We start from the raw sequence: 18,031 nt of genomic DNA, 5'->3' as shown, positions 1-18,031 counted from the left end.
CGTAGGCTCGTCGTCGTGCCGGTCTCCGTCTTCGAGCTGTTCAGCATCGGTGTCGGCCCGTCGAGCTCCCACACCGTGGGACCGATGCGCGCCGCCGCAGACTTCGCCGCGCGGACGGCGGACGGACCCGTCGAGTCCATCCGCGTCGACCTCTACGGCTCGCTCGCCTCGACCGGTCACGGACACGGCACGCTCGGCGCCGTCGCGGTCGGGCTCATGGGGCACCGCCCGGAGGACGTCGACCCCGACGTGATGACGGCCGCGCTCGCCGCCCTCGAGTCCACCGGACGCCTGACCCTGGCGAGCGGGACCGTCGTGCCGTTCCGGCTCGCCGACGTCGTGCTGCACCCGCTGACGATGCTGCCGCGGCATCCGAACGCGATGCGCCTCCGGACGTTCGACGCGACCGGGACCGAGACCGCCGTCGAGACGTACTACTCGATCGGCGGTGGGTTCATCGCCCGCGACGGGGACGAGGAGCCGGGCGAGGACGTCGCCGGCACCGCGATCCCGGTCGAGACGGACGCGGTGCCGTACCCGTTCTCCAGCGGAGCCGAGCTGCTGTCCGCCTGCGCGACCACGGGCCTCCCGGTCAGCGGTGTGGCGCTCGCCAACGAGACGGCGCACCGCAGCGAGGACGATGTCCGTGCCGGGCTCCTGCGCATCCACGCCGTGATGGAGGACTGCGTCGAGCGCAGCGTCCGACGCACCGGCACGCTGCCCGGCGGGCTCGAGGTCCGCCGTCGTGCGGCCGACTGGTACGAGCAGCTCACGCGTGACGACCCGGACCACGACCCGCTCTTCGCGATGGAGTGGGTGAACCTCACGGCGATGGCGGTCAACGAGGAGAACGCCTCGGGCGGCCGCGTCGTCACCGCGCCGACGAACGGTGCCGCCGGGATCATCCCCGCGGTGCTCGCCTACGCCCTGACCTACGTCGGACCGGTCGCACGCGGGTCCCGGGCGGAACGCGACGACGCCGTCGTGCGGTTCCTGCTCACCGCCGGTGCGATCGGCTCGATCTACAAGGAGCGCGCCTCCATCTCCGGCGCCGAGGTCGGCTGCCAGGGCGAGGTCGGTTCCGCGGCGTCGATGGCGGCGGCCGGGCTCGCCGAGGTCCTGGGCGGGACCCCCGAGCAGGTGGAGAACGCGGCCGAGATCGCCATGGAGCACAACCTCGGGCTGACGTGCGACCCGATCGGCGGCCTCGTGCAGATCCCCTGCATCGAGCGCAACGCCATCGCCGCGAACAAGGCCGTGAACGCCGCCCGGATGGCGCTGCGCGGCGACGGGGTGCACCACGTCTCGCTCGACCAGGTCGTCGAGACGATGCGGCAGACCGGTGCCGACATGTCGACGAAGTACAAGGAGACCGCGATGGGTGGTCTCGCGGTGAACGTCCCGCTCTGCTGAACCGCGGCCGCAGCCCCCGGAACTGGGGCTGCGGCGGTCGTGCCGCCCCGCGTTAGCGTGCAGCGTCCGTCACCGCTCGGACCGACGGTCAGGGACGGCCGTCGTCGCCGACCTCCGGGAGCGATCGCTCATGTCACCCCGCACGCCGACCCTCCTCGCCACCGCCGTCGTGGTGGCGCTCGCCGTCACCGGCACGGGGCTCCCCCGCGCAGGCGCTGCCCGCCGCCACCGCTCCTGCGGCCGCCACCGCGACCACCGCTCCTGCTGCCGGCACCGCTGTGCCCGCTCCCGCGACCGGTGGCGTGCCCGCCCCGGCCGACGCCACCGTCGGCGCGACACCCGGCGACACCGCGGTCGACCTGACGCTCGTGCTCCGGCCGGTCGACCCGGCCGCCCTCACCGCGCTCCCCGGGGCGACCACCGGGGACACCGCCGACCAGCGCGCGGACGCCGTGGCGGCGGTCGCACCGGTCGAGGACGCCCGGTCGCGCGCTCGGACCGTGCTGACTGACGCCGGTTTCACGGTGACCGACCCGGACACGTGGGAGGTCGAGGCGCACGGCACCGCAGCCCAGGCGGAGGCCCTGTTCGGCGTCGACCTGGTCGGCACCGGCGACGGCATGCACCCGACCGCCGAACCGACCCTGCCACAGTCCTTCGGCGGGAGCGTCGTCGCCGTGCTCGGGCTCGACGTGCGCCCGGCGCTGGCGCACGCGGCCGTCCCCGCCGGGTACGGCCCTGCCACCTTGGCGAGCGCGTACCGGTCCTCGGGGTCGGCCACCGCGGGCGCCGGCGCGACGGTCGCGACCGTGCAGTTCTCCGGCTGGGACCGCAACGACCTGAGCGCCTACGCCGCGGCGACCGGACGGAAGCTCCCCGCACTCGACCAGATCGCGGTCGACGGCGCCGACCCGCACCGGGGCGACGGGTACCAGGGCGAGACCGAGGTCGCGCTCGACCAGCAGGCGCTGCTCGCCGTCGCGCCGGGTGCCCGTCAGCGGGTGTACGTCACGCCGAACTCGTTCCAGGGCAGCTACGACGCCTACAGCCGCATCGCCGACGACGTCCGCACCGCCGGCATCACCGCGGTCAGCATCTCGTGGGGCAGCTGTGAGACGCAGACCCCGGCCGGGGCACGGGCGGCGCTCGACGCGGCGCTGTCGCGGATCGTCGCAGCCGGCGCCACGGTCTTCGCCGCCACCGGTGACGACGGCGCCCGCTGCCCGACCGGCCCGAGGACGACCATCCGCGACGTCTCGTACCCGGCGTCCTCGCCGGCGGTCGTGGCCGTGGGCGGCACGTCGCTCAGCAAGACGAAGGCCGGGTGGACCGAGTCCGGGTGGTCGAACTCCCTCGGCGCGGGCGGCGGTGGCACCTCGTCGGCCTACGCCCGGCCCGCGTGGCAGACCGGCACCGGCATCACTGGCACGAAGCGCATGCTGCCCGACGTCGCCGCGCTCGCCGACCCGGCGAAGGGTCCGGCGGTGTACATGTCGACGGCGCACGGCTTCGTGCTCGGCGGCGGCACGAGCCTGGCGTCCCCGGTGCTGGCCGGACAGCTCGCCGTCGCGCTGACCGCACGTGGGTGTGCCGTCGGCGTGGGCGACGTGCACCAGGCGCTGTACGCGAACCCGACCGCGTTCCGGGACGTCGTCACCGGCAGCAACGGCACCGCGCCCGCTACCCGGGGCTGGGACGCGGCGACCGGGCTCGGCTCGCCGAAGTGGTCCGCCCTCGGACGGCTCCTCCCGACCGCGGCGGACTGCACGCGGCCGACCACCACCGCGGCCGCGGCGGGAGCGGGCGCGACGGCCGTGACCTCGGGGACCCGGACCGTGCCGTCCGGGACGTCGATCCACTCGCCGAACGGCCAGTACTGGCTCGACGTGCAGGCGGACGGCTCGCTGGTCGAGTGGGGCAACGGCCGCCGGCTCTGGCAGAGCAGCGGGCGTGCCGCGGGTGCCGGTCTGCGGCTCGGCACCACCGGGCGGCTCGCCGTCGTGGCGCCGTCCGGTGCGGTCCTCTGGTCCACGTCCGCACGGACCGCCTCCGGCGGCGCACGTCTGACGGTGACCGACGCCGGCGACGTCCGCGTGACCGCACGGGACGGTGCCGTGCTGTGGCACAACCGGGCCCCCCGGTGCCGACCGGCTCGTCCCCGGGGCCACGCTCGTCCCGGGTCAGTCGCTGCGGGACGCCTCCGGCGGCCGACGGCTCACCATGCGCTTCGACGGGGACCTGGTGATCGGCTCCGGCAGCCGGGTGCTGTCCCGGAGGTCCGGCGGTGGCGCGGGGGGCGTCCCTCCTGCTGCTGCCGAGCGGCGACCTGGTGCTCGCGGCTCCGCTCGGCCAGACGCGGTGGTCCACCGGCACGGCCGAGCGCGGGGGGAGCCGGCATGGTCCTGCGGATGCAGTCGGACGGCAACCTGGTGCTCCGGAAGGGCACGACGGTGGTCTGGGCGAGCCGCACCCGGGGTTGAGCGGACCGGACCGCTCGACGTGCTCCGCGTGACCGACGGCGGGTCCGCCGGTGGTGCTCGTCCGGCTCAGCCGGCCAGGAGCGTGAGCAGCCGGGCGGTCTCGGCGGCGACGGCGTCCCGACCCGCGGCCACGTAGCGGCGCGGGTCGACGAGGTCCGGCCGGTCGTCGAGGACGTCCCGCAGCGCCCGGGTGAACAGGCCGTTCAGGTGCGTGGAGATGTTGATCTTCGTCATGCCCGCGTGGACGGCACCGCGGAGCTCGTCATCGGACAGGCCCGACGAGCCGTGCAGGACGAGCGGCACCGGGACGGAGGCCCGCAGCCGGCCGACCAGGTCCCGGTCGACGGACGCTTCACGGGTCTGCATCGCGTGGGAGGTGCCGACGGCCACCGCCAGGGCGTCGACACCGGTCGCCGCGACGAACGCGGCGGCGTCGTCCGGGTCGGTGCGGACGCCGGGTGCGTGGACACCGTCCTTGCCACCGACCTCGCCGAGTTCGGCCTCGATCGCGATCCCGGCGGTGTGGCACGCGTCGGCGAGCTCCCGGGTCGCCGCGAGGTTGGCGTCGTAGTCGAGGCGCGAGCCGTCGTACATGACGGAGTCGACGCCGAGGTCGATGCCGGCGTGGACGAGTGCGCGGTCCTCGACGTGGTCGAGGTGCACCAGGACCGCCACGTCGGCGGATCGTGCGATCGCCTGGGTCGCGGTGACGATCGGCGTCACCCCACCGTGGTAGCGGATGCAGTTCTCGCTGATCTGCAGGACGACCGGCAGTCCGGCCTGCTCGGCACCGGCCACGATGGCCTCGGCGTGCTCGAGGAGGACGACGTTGAAGGCGCCGACGCCCCGGCGGGCGGTGCGGGCGGTGTCGAGGAGGCCGGTGAGGGCGAGGGCGGTGGTCATGTGGTGCTCCCGGTTCGGTCGAGCTGGGTCAGGAATCGGTCGACGGCGTCGAGGTCGACCTCGCCCGCGACGGGACGCAGGACCGCGGCGGCGCCGTACGCCGCGGCGGAACGCAGGGCGTGGCGGACGACGTCGTGCCCGAGGGGGGTCGTGCCCGAGGAGGTCGTGCCCGGGGGAGGTCGTGCCCGAGGGGGGTCGTGCCCGAGGAGGTCCGACCGCTGGGCGCCCGACGTGGTGCGGCTGCCGGCGGCGGTGAGGGCGAGGACGAGCCCCGCCGTCGCGGCGTCGCCCGCGCCGGTCGGGTTGCCGTGGACGTCAGGGACGGCCGGAACGGTGACGACTCCGGCAAGCGTGTGCGCACTGATGCCCGCGGCACCCGCGGAGACGACGACCATCCCGGCTCCGCGTGCGAGCAGGTCGAGGGCGCCGGTCCGTTCGTCCCGGGCGCCGGTGGCGTCGAGGAGCTCGTCGCGGTTCGGCTTGCAGATCGACGCCCCGGCGGACGCGGCCTCGAGCAGCGCCGGACCCGACAGGTCGGCCACGACGAGCACCCCGGCGTCGACCGCGTCGCGCACCCAGGCGCGCACCACGTCGGGGTCGGTGCCGCGCGGGAGGGACCCGGACACGACGAACGCGGACGCCGTGGCCCAGCTGTGGCGGAGTGCGACGCCCACCGCGGCCCATTCGTCCGCGGTCACCGCGGGTCCGGGTTCGCCGTACATCGTCGGGTGCACGAGGTCGTCGACGACCGTGACCGTGGTGCGCGTGTCCCCGGCGACCGGCACCGCGGTGACCGCGAGTCCGTCGCGCTGCAGGGCCGCGGCGGTCCAGGCGCCGGTGGTCCCGCCGAGCGGCAGGACCGATGTCGTCGCCACGCCGGCGGCGTCGAGCACCCGCGCCACGTTGACGCCCTTCCCGCCCGGTCGGCGGGCGACGTCGAGCACGCGCTGGGTGACGCCCACGGACTGTTCGGCGACGCGGTAGGTCACGTCGACCGCCGGGTTCGGGGTGAGGACGACGATCACGCGGGGACCTCCAGGACGACGGGACGGCCGGCGGGGTCGATGACGACCAGGTCGGTCGCAGCACCGACGGTGAGTGGTGGACGCAGGCCGAGCACGGCGGACGCCCGGACGGACGAGGCGACCACGGCCTCCCGGACATGGCCGGGACGGTCGCTGTCGGGACGAGCGGCGAGGACCCGGGCGACGGCGTCGCCGACGGTGATGGTGCTGCCGGCCAGCGAGGACCGGTCGGCGAGCATCGCGACACCGCCCTCGACGACCACGGCGGACCCGGCGATCCGGTACGCCCCGTCCGCGCAGCCGGTGGCGGCCATCGCGTCCGAGACGAAGACCATGCGGTCACCGGCGGCGCGGCGGACCAGGTCGACGGCGACCGGGTCCAGGTGGTGGCCGTCGACGATGCACTCCACGGTCAGCCGCTCGTCCGCCAGGGCGACCCCGACCGGACCGGGTTCACGGTGGTGCAGCGGGGGGCATGCCGTTGAAGAGGTGGGTGACCAGGGTCGCGCCGGCGTCGGCCGCTCGCTGCACCTGCTCCGTGTCGGCGTCGGTGTGCCCGATCGCGGCGACGACCCCGGCGTCGACCAGTCGGCGGATCGCGTCGATCGCGCCGGGGAGTTCGGGTGCGAGCGTGACGACCCGGAGGGCCGCGCCGCCGGCGTCGACCAGGAGGTCGACCTCGCCGGCGGTCGGCGCGTGCAGCAGGGACACCGCGTGCGCGCCGCGTCGAGCGGGCGACAGCCACGGCCCCTCCAGGTGCAGCCCGGCGAGGGTCCCGTCGGCGACGAGCGGTCGGAGGCGGCGGAGCGCGGCGACCGTGTCCGGGACGGTCCCGGTCGCGATCGAGGCGACGAGGTGCGCGGTCCCGAGTCCGGCGTGGTGCGCGGCGGCGGCGCGGGCCTCGTCGGCCGAGCACGAGGCGAAGTCGTGACCGAGGGCGCCGTGCGCATGGAGGTCGACGAACCCCGGGACGACGGTGCCGGGTGCCTCGAGCACGCGGTCGGACGTCGGCGCCGGGCCGCTCCCGACCGCGGTGACACGACCCCCCCCGTCACCGCGATCCAGCCGTCGACCAGGTCGGCCTCGGCGGTGACCACCCGTGGCGCGCGGACGAGCGTCGTCACGCCGACACCGCCGTGGGCCCGTCGTCGTGCTGCTGCGAGCGGTCGTCGTCCCGCCGGTGGCGGGTCGGCAGGTCTCGTTCCAGCAGCTCCTCGGCGAGGAGGCCCGCACCGATCGCGCCAGCTGCGTCGCCGTGCCGTGCACCGACGACGGCCGGGACCCTGACGCCCACCAACCGGTCCGTCAGCGCCGCGGTGAGCGGGTCGAGCAGGAGCGGGCCGGACTGCGCGAGTCCACCGCCGATGACCAGCGTGTGACAGCCCGCGACGGCCGTCAGCCAGGCCAGCGCGTCCGTGAGCACGTCGACGCAGTCGTCCCACACCTGCCGGGCACGGAGCTCGCCGTCGCGGACGCGGAGCATCGCCGCGTGCGCGGTCGGTACGCCGCACCGGCGGGCGACGGCACCGGCCGAGGCGACCTCCTCGACCCGGAGGCCGGCGAGCGGCCCGTGGGGGGATGCGGACCTGGCCGATCTCGCCGGCCCAGCCGTCACCGCTGACGACCCGGCCGTCGACGACCAGGGCGCTCGCGAGCCCGGTGCCGACCGGGACGAACGCGACCGTGCCGCGGTCGAGTCCGCCGGCCCGCACCTCCGCGAGTGCCCCGGCGCGGACGTCGTGGCCGAACGCGAGCGGGACGTCGGTGCCCGACGCGCGGAGCGCCGCGGCCACCCGCTGGCGCACGGGCACGTCCTGCCAGCCGAGGTTCACCGACAGCACCGAGCGGCCGGCGGCCTCGTCGACCACTCCGGGGACGACCAGGCCGACGGCGCCGAGGCCCGTGCCGTGCTGTCGGGCGACCGAGCCGGCGCGCACGGCGAGCTCGGCCACGACGACGGCGAGGGCATCGGCAGCGGGGTCGTCGCGGGGGAGTCGGGACACGCTGCTCGTCGAGCACCAGTCCGTCGTCCGCGGTCAGTCGGGCCTTGATGCCCGTGCCGCCGACGTCGACTCCGAGCACCGCCCCGCGCGCGGTCATCAGGTGAGGATGACCGAACGGGTCAGCGATCGCGGGTGGTCCGGGTCGAGCCCGCGGCGCTCCGCGAGGGCGACGGCGAACCGGTGGACGACGACGAGTCCGGCGAGCGGGTCGAGGTCGTGGTGCACGAGGCGGGCACCGGTGGCGGCGACCTCGTCGGCGAGACCGTCCGGCACGGCGCCGAGGGACCAGACGAGGCGACCGGGCTGCGCGATCGCGATCGGGCCGTGGCGGTAGTCCATCGCCGGGTACGACTCGGCCCAGAACTGTGCGGCCTCACGCGTCTTCAGGGCGGCCTCGGCCGTCAGACCCACCGCGGCACCACGGCCGACGAACGTCACCTGCTCGGCGTCGAGCAGGTCGTCGATCGGCAGGGTGAGCGCGGTCTCGGCCTGGTCGGCGAGGCGCTCGACGTCGTCGCCGAGGGAGGCGCGGAGCAGCGCGAGCGCCGTGGTCGCGAAGCGGGTCTGCACCACGGAGCGCTCGTCGGCGAACGGCAGCGCGACGACGGCGTCCGCGTCCGCCGCAGCGGGGCTGTCCGGTACGGCCGTGATCAGCACGGTGCGCTGCTCCGGCAGGGCACGCAGCAGGTCGATGATCTCGGTGGTCGTACCCGAGCGCGAGATGGTGACGACGCGGTCGTACTGCCGGTCGACGGGGTACTCGGAGCCGGCGAACGCGTCGGTCTGGCCGAGGCCCGCTGATTCGCGGGCGACGGCGTAGCTCATCGCGATGAACCAGCTCGTGCCGCAGCCGATGACGGCGACGCGCTCACCCGGCTGGGGCAGGACGTCGATGAACGAGGGCAGCAGGGCCGCGGCGGAGCGCCAGGAGTCCGGCTGCGATGCCAGCTCGGCGCCCACGAAGGTGTCGGACATGGTGTCCTTCCGGTCGGACCGATCCGTGTGATCGGATACCGGCCAGCATGACGATCGATCGTGCTCGATGCAAGTGCAAAACGTCATTCCCGATCACGCGACGGGTGGAGACGCGCCCGTAGGATGACGCCATGACCCCGCAGCAGAGGCTCAACGCCCTCCTCGAGCTGGTGAGTGACCGTGGCAACGTCTCGATCACCGAGATCGGGGACGAGCTCGGGATCTCCGCCGCCACCGCCCGCCGCGACCTCGCCACGCTCGCCGACCAGCGCCTCGTCACCCGGACCCACGGGGGGCGCCGCTGCCCTCGGCGCCGGGTACGAGCTCCCGCTGCAGTACAAGATCGCCCGCCAGGCCGAGGCGAAGACGGCGATCGCCCGGGCGACCGCGGCCCTCGTGGCCCCCGGCGACACGGTCGGGCTGAACGGCGGGACCACGACGACCGAGGTGGCGCGGGAACTGGGCAAGAGCGAGCGCTTCATCCGCGCCGACGGCGAGTACGGCATCACGATCGTCACCAACGCCCTGAACATCGGGTACGAGCTGTCGGTCCGCGCCAACGTCAAGATCGTCGTGACCGGTGGGGTCGCTCGTCGGCAGTCCTACGAGCTGATCGGGCCGCTGGTCCGGGACACGCTCGACGAGTTCGCGCTGGACGTGGTCGTGCTCGGCGTGGACGGGCTGACGGGGCAGTACGGCGCCACGACCATGCACGAGGGGGAGGCCGAGGTCAGCCGGCACTTCGCCTCGGTGGGTCGTCGGGTGATCGTGGTCGCCGACTCAACGAAGATCGAGCGGTCCACCTTCGCCCGCATCTGCCCGCTCGACCGCATCGACGTCCTGGTCACGGACCGTGGCGTCCCGGCGTCGTTCGCCACGGACCTGGCCGCCGCCGGCACGGAGCTCGTCGTCGCGGACTGACCCGCTGACCCGTCCCGCACCTCCGGACGGAGGGCGGGAACGTTACCGGCGTGTAAAACCCCCCGCATCGCGCTTCCGTGAGCGATCCGTGAGCACATATTGTGCATTCATGATCGAGTTGGCATCATGGCCGTCACAATCACGCAAGGGAGCGAGATGAGCACCACGAGCACCCGCACACTCCGAGTCGGCGTGGTCGGCATCGGCCAGCGGTCGTACATCGCGGACCACGTGGCCGCCGCTGGGCTCGACGCCGACGGGGTCGACGCCCGGATCGTGGCCGCCGCCGACGTCACCGAAGCCGGCCGGCAGCGCGCTGCCGAGGCATGGCCGGACGCCACCGTCGTCGACGGACACCGCGCACTGATCGGGACCGACGGTGCCCCGAACGCCGTCGACGCCGCCATCGTCACCACCCCGGACTGGACCCACACCGAGATCGCGATCGACCTGCTCCGGGCCGGCATCGCCGTCTACCTCGAGAAGCCCCTCGCCATCACGGTCGAGGACGCCGACGCCGTCCTCGACACCGCCGCCGAGACCGGCACCCCGCTCTACGTCGGCCACAACTTCCGGCACGCGGCCGTGGTGCGCCTGATGCTCGACGTGATCGCACGCGGTGAGATCGGCGAGGTCAAGGCCGTCTGGGTCCGCCACTTCGTCGGCAACGGCGGCGACTACTACTTCAAGGACTGGCACGCCGACCGCAGCCGGGTGAACTCGCTCCTGCTGCAGAAGGCCAGCCACGACCTCGACGTCGTGCACGCGCTCGCCGGCGCCTACACCAGCCGGGTCGTCGGCATGGGGTCACTCTCCGTCTACGGGGACGTCACCGACCGCCGGGACCGCAGCGGCGAACTCATGACCGACTGGTTCTCGTTCGACAACTGGCCGCCCGCCGAGCAGACCGGCCTGAACCCCGTCGTCGACGTCGAGGACGTGTCGATGGTCATGATGACGCTCGACAACGGCGTCCAGGCCAGCTACGAGCAGTGCCACTTCACGCCCGACTACTGGCGGAACTACACGGTCATCGGCACACACGGGCGCCTCGAGAACATCGGCGACACCGGCGGCGGCGTGGTCAAGGTGTGGAACCACCGCCGGAACTGGGACGTGGCCGGGGACGTCGAGTACCCGATCGACGGCGTCGAGGACGGCCACGCCGACGCCGACCTGCTCACCGTCACCGAGTTCCTCCGTTCCCTGGCGTTCGGCGAGCCGACCACCCTGTCCCCGATCGCGGCGCGCGCCGCCGTCGCCGCCGGGGCACTCGCCACCCGCTCGCTCCGCAACGGCTCCGTCCCCATCGACGTGCCGCCCCTCCCCCGACGCAACCCTCCGACACTTCGCGACCGCTCCCGACCGCGACGACGTCCCCGAAAGGACCACCCGATGACCGCTCCAACCGCCCGTCCGGGCCGCGGCCGCCGCCGCGCACTGCTCGGTCTCGCTGCCGCCGTCAGCGCCGTCGCGCTCCTCGCCGGATGCAGCAGCCAGTCCTCCGCCGGGTCCTCGGACTCCGGCTCCGGTGAGGTCGCGAAGGACACGAAGGCGAACCTGACGTACGCCGTCTGGGACCAGAACCAGGTGAAGGCCATCAAGGCGAACATCAAGGGGTTCAACGAGGAGTACCCCGACATCACGGTGAACGTCGACGTCACGCCGTACGCCAGCTACTTCACGAAGCTGCAGACGCAGGGCTCGAGCAACACGCTCCCCGACCTCTTCTGGATGAACGGCCCGAACTTCCAGCTGTACGCAGCGAACGGCAAGCTCGCCCCGATCACCGGCGAGGTCGAGTCCGGCGCGATCGACCCGGAGAACTACTCGCCAGCGCTCAACAAGCTCTACACGTACGACGGCACCCAGTACGGCGTCCCGAAGGACTTCGACACCATCGGCGTCTGGATGAACAAGGCCCTGTTCGAGAAGGCCGGCGTGGCCATGCCGTCGAAGGACTGGACCTGGGACGACTTCCAGGAGACCGGTGCCGAGCTCTCCGAGAAGCTGAAGTCGGACGGGGCGTACGGCGCCGCCGCGGGCATGGACGGCCAGACCACCTACTACGACACGATCTTCCAGGCCGGTGGCTCGGTCATCGACGGCGACGAGTCGGGGTACGACTCGAAGGCCACGCAGGAGGGCATCGGTTTCTGGACCGACCTGATCGCGTCCGGGGCCTCGCCCTCGATCAAGCAGCTGACCGACACCACGGCCGACCAGTGGTTCACCTCCGGCAAGGTCGCGATGTACCAGGGCGGCAGCTGGTTCCGCTCCGCGCTCATCGGATCCGACCTCGAGAAGGACGTCGTCGCCTACCCGCTGCCCAAGGGCAAGGAGCAGGCGACCGTCATCCACGGCGTCTCGAACGTCGTCGCGGAGGGCTCGAAGGAGAAGGCCGCCGCGCAGGCACTCCAGGCCTACCTGGCCAGCAAGCCCGCCCAGCAGCAGCAGGGCGACATGGGCGCCGTCATCCCCGCCTACACCGGCACGCAGGACGCCTTCACGAAGACCATGCCCGATGCCGACCTGCAGGTCTTCCTCGACGCGGTCGACTACGCCAAGCCGCTGCCGGTGTCGAAGAACACCGCCGCGTGGAACACCCTCGAGACGAACCTGCTGCCGAGTGCGTTCGACGGTTCCGAGCCCGTCGACCAGGTGACGAAGGAACTCGCCCAGCAGATGGACGCGGCACTCGCCGAGGAGTGACGACGAGCCGGTCGGTCGGGCCCCACGCCCGACCGGCCGGCACCCACACGTCCGCACCACCCGCAGCACCCAGCACCACCCGGACCACCCGATCCGACCGCCCTGGCCGAGGAGCGACCTGATGACGATCCACACCCAGCGACCCGATGCCGCGCAGGCGTCCCCGCCGCCCGAGACCCGCCCCGCCGACCCGTCGCGGCCGACGCGGGCCCCACGCAGCGACGGATTCTGGCCGTGGCTCTTCGTCCTGCCGCTGCTCATCGGCGTCGGCACCTTCTTCATCTGGCCGATCATCCAGACGTTCTACTACTCGTTCACGAGCTGGGGCGTGTTCGGCGGAGCGAGCTTCACCGGACTCGCGAACTACACGCGACTGCTGGCGGACCCGCAGCTCTACCAGTCGCTGGGCAACACGATCGTCTACACCGTGATCGTCCTGCTCGGCATCCCGATCGCGGTCTGGCTCGCGAGCCTGCTGAACACCCCCGGCCTGCGCTTCGCACAGTTCTACCGCGTGCTGTTCTTCCTGCCCTACGTCGCGATGCCGGCGGCGATCGCACTGGTCTGGCGCATCATGTTCAACGGCGACTTCGGCATCGTGAACTCGTTCCTCGGCCTGTTCGGCATCGACGGCCCGTACTGGATCTCGACCCCGGGCTTCGCGCTCGTCGCCGTCTCGCTGGTCGGGCTGTGGTCGTCGCTCGGGTTCTCGATGATCATCCTGGGAGCCGGGCTCAAGGACATCCCGCCCGAGCTGTACGAAGCGGCCGAGCTCGACGGCGCCAGCCGGTGGCGGCAGTTCCGCTCGGTCACGGTGCCGCTCCTCAGCCCGAGCATCTTCTTCGTGCTCATCGTCACGACCATCTCGAGCTTCCAGCTGTTCGACCTGCTCTACGCGATCCTCGGCCCGCTGAACCCGGTGGTCCCGGAGACGATGTCCCTCGTCTTCTACTTCTACAACTCCGGGTTCGTCGACGGCGACAAGGGCTTCGCGGCGGCGATCGCGATGGTCATCTTCCTGCTCATCGGCATCATCACGGTCGTCCAGTTCCGTGTCCAGAAGAAGTGGGTGCAGTCATGACCGGCATCATCGAAGCGCACGGCAGCAAGCTCTCGGCGGCCGCCTCGGCCGCCAGCCGGAGCCGGGTCCGTGGCCAGGCACGTCCCGGTCGCCGCGGCGGCAGCCACTGGTGGATCCACGTGGTGCTCGGGGTGGGTGGGTTCGTGATGGCGTTCCCGTTCCTCTGGCAGATCATCATGTCGCTGTCGACCAACGCGCAGGTGACCTCCCCGACGCCGGTGTTCTGGCCGGGTCAGCTGCAGTGGGACAACTTCGCGCAGGTGTTCGAGCGGCTGCCGTTCCTCAGCCAGCTCGGGACGTCGATCTGGGTGACGCTCATCCGGACCGTGGCGCAGATCGTCCTGTGCACGCTCGCCGGCTACGCCTTCGCGCGCATGCGGTTCCGGGGCCGTGGGCTGATCCTCGGGATCGTGCTGTCGATCCTGCTGGTGCCGTCGCAGGTCTACCTCATCTCGCAGTACCAGATCGTGCAGGGACTCGGCTGGCTCGACACCCTCGCCGGCATCGTCGCGCCGGGGCTGTTCAGCGCGTTCGGCACGTTCCTGATGCGGACCGCGTTCCTCAACATGCCCGCCGAGCTCGAGGAGGCTGCCCGGATGGACGGTGCGAACCCGTTCCAGACGTTCTGGCGCATCATGCTCCCCCCTGGCGCGACCGTCCATGAGCGTGCTCGCGATCACCACCGTGCTCTGGTCGTGGAACGAACTGCTCTGGCCCCTCGTGGTGTCGACCCGTGCCGAGGCCATGCCCCTGGCCGCCGGGCTCGCGACGCTGTCGAGTGACCGGACCGTGAACTACCCGGTGCTGATGGCAGCGAGCCTGATGGCGATGGCGCCCGTGCTCATCATGTTCATCGTGCTGCAGCGCCGGGTGATCGACGGGCTCGCCTCCTCCGGTCTCAAGTGAGTCCGGCCGACGACGGACGGGAGGCCCGCCCCGACCCCGTCGCGCTCCTCACCGCCGCCGTCGGCTCGCCGGGGGAACCAGCGGGGCTGGCTCCGGCGCTCGAGGACGCCGTGGCCCACCTCGGCCCGGCGCGCCGGGAGGCCGCCCTCCTCGGAGCCCTCCGTGCGGTGCTGCCGGTCACCGAGCGGTGGCTCGTCACCCACGGCTGCAGCCCGGAGGACGCCGCGGCGAGCGTCGCCGACGTCGACCGCAAGGTCGGCCGCTACGGGCTCGACGGCACGGGTCTCGACTGGCTCGTCCAGGTGGCGACCGGCCGCGTGGTGGCCGTGGGGCGCCTCCAGTTCGAGCGGACCGCCCGGCTGCCGGACGGGACGCCGGCGTGGGGGGTGCACGTGCCGGAGACGGGACCGCTCGACCCGGACGGGTGCGACCGGTCGTTCGCGGCCGCGCCCACCGTGCTCCGGCGGCTCGACCCGGCGTCCACGGTCGACACGTTCGTCTGCTCGTCGTGGCTGCTCGACCCCGACGTCGCTGCCGTCCTCGGCCCGTCGTCGAACACCGCGCGCTTCGCAGCCCGGTTCGCGCTGCTGCCGGGACCGGCCGATCCGCACGGGGCGGGTGACGTCTCCGTGGCGAAGTTCGTCTTCGGCACCGACCTGGCGTCCGCGCGTCGGGCGGTGCCCTCGGGTCGGCTCCAGCGTGCGGTCCAGGAGCGGTGGGCCGCTGGCGGGCACTGGTCCGAGCGCGCCGGGACCGCTCCGGTCGGCGTACCGTCGCCCGCATGAGCGCACCCGACCGAGACCACCTGGACGACGGCGTCGACATGACCTTCGAGGAGCGTCGGCACGACACGTTCCGCCGGATGTCCGGGTCCGACGAGCACGACGAGGCACCCCGCGTGGAGGTCGAGGAGACCGAGTCCGGCGACGTCCGCATCGACGTCGCCGACAGCGCTGCGGTCCGCCCGGGCGACTGAGCGCACCGCCCGGTGCGGGGCGGACGGTGGTGCACGGCAGAATCGACCCGTGCACCTCGTCCTCGCCGCCGTCGACGGCCGCGTCACCGCGACGCCGCTGACGGACGCGGGGCAGCCGGACGGCGAGCCGACACGGGTGGCCGAGTCGGACCTCCCGGCCTTCGTCGCCGTGACCGACGCACCGGGCGTCCGTTGGGTCTGGTCCGACACCGCGCGTTGGTACCCCGCCGTGCTCGCCGCCGGCGGGCGGGTCGCCCGCTGTGTCGACCTGCGCCTGGGACACCGGGTCCTCCGGACCGCCCTGGCGAGCCGCGGGTCCGCCCTCGCGCAGGCGCCGGAGAGCGGCTGGGACGCACCGGCCGTCGTGGAGGCCCGGCCAGCGCCGGCCACGCAGGCGTCGCTCTTCGACGACGACCTGTTCGCGCTCGCCCCGGCCGACGACGACCTCGACCCGGTCGCGGAGTTGCGGGCGCAGCTCGACGCCGTGGCCGGTTCGACCGAGCCGGGCGCGCTCCGACTGCTGCTGGCGGCCGAGTCCGCCGGTGCGCTCGTCGCGGCCGAGGTCAAGCACGCCGGCCTGCCCTGGCGGACGGACGTGCACGAGCGCCTGCTCGCCGACGCCCTCGGACCACGGGTCCCGTACGGCGTCCGTCCCCGGAAGCTCGAGGACCTGGCCGAGGTCCTGCGCGAGCGGCTCGACGACCCCGGCCTCAACCCGGACTCACCCGCGGACGTCCTGCGGTCCCTGCGGCGGGCCGGGCTCGTCGTGGAGAGCACCCGGAAGTGGGAGCTGCAGCACCTGGAGCACCCGGCGATCGAACCGCTGCTCGAGTACAAGCGGCTGTACCGGCTGCTCACCGCGAACGGCTGGACCTGGCTCGACGAGTGGGTGCGGGACGGCCGGTTCCACCCCGAGTACGTCGTCGGCGGGGTCGTCACCGGACGGTGGGCCGCGAACGGCGGCGGCGCCCTGCAGCTGCCGAAGCAGGTTCGGGCCGCCGTGGTCGCCGACCCCGGGTGGAAGCTCGTCGTCGCGGACGCAGCGCAGCTCGAACCGCGGGTCCTCGCGGCGATGTCCGGCGACACCGCCATGGCGGCCGCCGGCGACGGGCAGGACCTGTACGACGGGGTCGTGGCGTCCGGTGCCGTGCAGACCCGGCAGCAGGCCAAGATGGCGATGCTCGGGGCGATGTACGGCGCCACCCAGGGCGAGGGCGGCCGGTTCGTCCCGCGGCTCGCCCGGGCTTTCCCGCGCGCGCTCGACCTGGTCGAGCAGGCGGCCCGGGCCGGGGAACGCGGCGAGCCCGTGACGACGCGGCTCGGCAGGACCTCCCCGGTCCCCGACCCGTCCTGGTTCGAGGCGAGGAACCGCGCCTACTCGGTGGAGGGGTCGCCGGGCATGCAGCGGGCCGTCGAGTCGCGAGCCCGGAGCTGGGGCAGGTTCACCCGGAACTTCGTGGTGCAGGGGACGGCGGCGGAGTGGGCGCTCTCCTGGATGGGCGGCCTCCGCACCCGGCTCGCCACCAGGACGTCCGGGCCCGTCACCGCCGGCGCACACATCGTGTTCTTCGTGCACGACGAGCTCGTCGTGCACGCTCCCGCCGCGGACGCCGAGTGGGTGGCCGAGCAGGTCCGCGCCGCCGCAGTCGACGCCGGGCGGATCATGTTCGGCGGGTTCCCGGTCACCTTCCCGCTGTCGGTGGCGGTCGTCGACGCCTACTCCGAGGCGAAGTAGCCGCACCGTCGGCCGGGCCTGCACAGCCACGGGAGTCCAGGCTGGTCGGATGGAACAGCACGACACCCCCTCCGGTCGGACCCCCCGTGATCGGCGGCGCCGACCGCGAGCGCGCCGACCGGACCGTCGGCGACGTCGACCTCACCCGCTGGCGGACCCGCGCCGGCCGGTCGGTCGCGGACGGGTGGGCCGCCCTCGGTCGACGGTACGGCGCCCTCCCGTTGCTCGTGTTGACGCTGCTCGTCGGGATCGGCATCGCGACGACCGCGACCTGGGCCGCGTCCGAGGTCTACGACGCCGTGCGCGAGGCCGACGACGTCGCCGTGCTCGACCGCCCCGTGCTCGACTGGATGCTGACGCTCCGCTCGCCCGTGCTCGACCAGGGCGTCACGTGGTGGACCGACATCGCCGGGACCATCGGGATGCCGATCGTCGCCGTGCTCTTCCTGATCGGGTTCACGGTCCAGCGCCGCGCGTGGACGCCGCTCGTCCTGCTCGTCGCCGCCAGCGCCGGGTCGCTCGCGATGACCATCGCCGGCAAGGACCTGATCGGTCGCAGCCGTCCGCCCCTGTCCGACGCCGTCCCGCCGTACGAGCACTCGCCGTCGTTCCCGTCCGGGCACACCCTCAACTCCACCGTCATCGTCGGCACCATCGTGTACCTGCTGCTCCTCCGCCAGAGCCGCGTCGTGACCCGGGTCTGGACGATCGTCGCGGGCACGCTGTTCGTCCTGTCGGTCGGCGTCTCGCGGGTGTTCCTCGGGCACCACTGGACGACGGACGTCCTGGCGGCGTGGGCGCTCGGCCTCGCCTGGCTCGCGGTGGTGATCACCGCGCACCGGCTGTACCTGACGGCGCTGCACCGGGGCGCGGAGCCCACCCCGTCCTGACCCGGCTGCGC

At 73.4% G+C, this 18,031-nt stretch carries 17 protein-coding genes and 2 pseudogenes; 12 read left to right on the top strand and 7 right to left on the bottom strand.

What is annotated here, in order from left to right:
- Positions 1-15 precede the first annotated feature (15 nt).
- Together DEJ15_RS01330 and DEJ15_RS01325 are read left to right on the top strand one after the other, a co-directional pair.
- Complete coding sequence (locus DEJ15_RS01330; protein ID WP_110824344.1) at positions 16-1,413, top strand: L-serine ammonia-lyase; 1,398 nt, start codon at positions 16-18, stop codon at positions 1,411-1,413.
- Positions 1,414-1,715: 302 nt separating this feature from the next.
- Positions 1,716-3,893, top strand: a complete 2,178-nt coding sequence (locus DEJ15_RS01325) for a S8 family serine peptidase (protein ID WP_284175456.1) — start codon at positions 1,716-1,718, stop codon at positions 3,891-3,893.
- A 66-nt stretch (positions 3,894-3,959) separates the two neighbouring features.
- Here DEJ15_RS01325 and DEJ15_RS01320 read toward each other — a convergent pair whose 3' ends face one another.
- The 7 genes and pseudogenes from DEJ15_RS01320 to DEJ15_RS01290 all read right to left on the bottom strand — a co-directional run bounded on the left by DEJ15_RS01320 (position 3,960) and on the right by DEJ15_RS01290 (position 8,799).
- Complete coding sequence (locus DEJ15_RS01320; protein ID WP_110824342.1) at positions 3,960-4,796, bottom strand: class II fructose-bisphosphate aldolase; 837 nt, start codon at positions 4,794-4,796, stop codon at positions 3,960-3,962.
- The gene (locus tag DEJ15_RS01315) at positions 4,793-5,821 is read right to left on the bottom strand and encodes a 1-phosphofructokinase family hexose kinase (RefSeq protein WP_284175454.1); all 1,029 of its coding nucleotides are present in this window, start codon (positions 5,819-5,821) and stop codon (positions 4,793-4,795) included. Before DEJ15_RS01315 ends, DEJ15_RS01320 begins: the two co-directional genes overlap by 4 nt.
- Positions 5,818-6,231, bottom strand: coding sequence for a hypothetical protein (locus DEJ15_RS01310; protein WP_284175453.1), 414 nt, complete (start codon positions 6,229-6,231; stop codon positions 5,818-5,820). The genes DEJ15_RS01315 and DEJ15_RS01310 overlap by 4 nt, the downstream gene beginning before the upstream one ends.
- A gap of 43 nt (positions 6,232-6,274) precedes the next feature.
- Entirely contained in the window at positions 6,275-6,817 is a 543-nt protein-coding gene (locus DEJ15_RS01305; RefSeq protein ID WP_284175452.1) for an amidohydrolase family protein, read from the bottom strand.
- A 124-nt stretch (positions 6,818-6,941) separates the two neighbouring features.
- Complete coding sequence (locus tag DEJ15_RS01300) at positions 6,942-7,436, bottom strand: ROK family protein (RefSeq protein WP_284175450.1); 495 nt, start codon at positions 7,434-7,436, stop codon at positions 6,942-6,944.
- Between the two features lie 7 nt (positions 7,437-7,443).
- Positions 7,444-7,689, bottom strand: a pseudogene (locus tag DEJ15_RS17315) (ROK family protein); the annotation flags it as partial.
- A gap of 231 nt (positions 7,690-7,920) precedes the next feature.
- Positions 7,921-8,799, bottom strand: a complete 879-nt coding sequence (locus DEJ15_RS01290; RefSeq protein WP_110824338.1) for an SIS domain-containing protein — start codon at positions 8,797-8,799, stop codon at positions 7,921-7,923.
- A gap of 131 nt (positions 8,800-8,930) precedes the next feature.
- On the opposite strand from DEJ15_RS01290, the pseudogene DEJ15_RS17310 reads away from it, so the two are divergent.
- From DEJ15_RS17310 to DEJ15_RS01245, 10 genes and pseudogenes are all read left to right on the top strand, one after another.
- Positions 8,931-9,044 (top strand): annotated as a pseudogene (locus DEJ15_RS17310) (DeoR family transcriptional regulator); the annotation flags it as partial.
- Positions 9,045-9,195: 151 nt separating this feature from the next.
- Positions 9,196-9,720, top strand: coding sequence for a DeoR/GlpR family DNA-binding transcription regulator (locus tag DEJ15_RS01285; RefSeq protein ID WP_349814918.1), 525 nt, complete (start codon positions 9,196-9,198; stop codon positions 9,718-9,720).
- Positions 9,721-9,876: 156 nt separating this feature from the next.
- A complete protein-coding gene (locus DEJ15_RS01280; protein WP_284175447.1) occupies positions 9,877-12,432 on the top strand; it encodes an extracellular solute-binding protein in 2,556 nt (851 codons plus the stop codon).
- A gap of 121 nt (positions 12,433-12,553) precedes the next feature.
- Complete coding sequence (locus DEJ15_RS01275) at positions 12,554-13,513, top strand: carbohydrate ABC transporter permease (protein ID WP_110824334.1); 960 nt, start codon at positions 12,554-12,556, stop codon at positions 13,511-13,513.
- A complete protein-coding gene (locus DEJ15_RS01270) occupies positions 13,510-14,295 on the top strand; it encodes a carbohydrate ABC transporter permease (RefSeq protein ID WP_284175445.1) in 786 nt (261 codons plus the stop codon). Before DEJ15_RS01275 ends, DEJ15_RS01270 begins: the two co-directional genes overlap by 4 nt.
- Complete coding sequence (locus DEJ15_RS01265) at positions 14,258-14,419, top strand: hypothetical protein (protein WP_284175444.1); 162 nt, start codon at positions 14,258-14,260, stop codon at positions 14,417-14,419. Before DEJ15_RS01270 ends, DEJ15_RS01265 begins: the two co-directional genes overlap by 38 nt.
- Entirely contained in the window at positions 14,416-15,204 is a 789-nt protein-coding gene (locus tag DEJ15_RS01260; protein ID WP_110824333.1) for a hypothetical protein, read from the top strand. The genes DEJ15_RS01265 and DEJ15_RS01260 overlap by 4 nt, the downstream gene beginning before the upstream one ends.
- Positions 15,201-15,395 (top strand): multidrug transporter, encoded by a 195-nt coding sequence (locus DEJ15_RS01255; RefSeq protein WP_110824332.1) that lies wholly within the window; start codon positions 15,201-15,203, stop codon positions 15,393-15,395. The genes DEJ15_RS01260 and DEJ15_RS01255 overlap by 4 nt, the downstream gene beginning before the upstream one ends.
- Positions 15,396-15,444: 49 nt before the next feature.
- A complete protein-coding gene (locus DEJ15_RS01250) occupies positions 15,445-17,130 on the top strand; it encodes a bifunctional 3'-5' exonuclease/DNA polymerase (RefSeq protein WP_110824331.1) in 1,686 nt (561 codons plus the stop codon).
- Between the two features lie 86 nt (positions 17,131-17,216).
- The gene (locus tag DEJ15_RS01245; protein WP_284175441.1) at positions 17,217-18,020 is read left to right on the top strand and encodes a phosphatase PAP2 family protein; all 804 of its coding nucleotides are present in this window, start codon (positions 17,217-17,219) and stop codon (positions 18,018-18,020) included.
- The last annotated feature ends 11 nt before the right edge of the window (positions 18,021-18,031 follow it).

Source organism: Curtobacterium sp. MCJR17_043, assembly GCF_003224315.2.
GTDB lineage: Bacteria > Actinomycetota > Actinomycetes > Actinomycetales > Microbacteriaceae > Curtobacterium.
The sequence above is the reverse complement of the archived record's forward strand: the minus strand, read 5'-3'. Positions and strand labels throughout refer to the sequence as shown.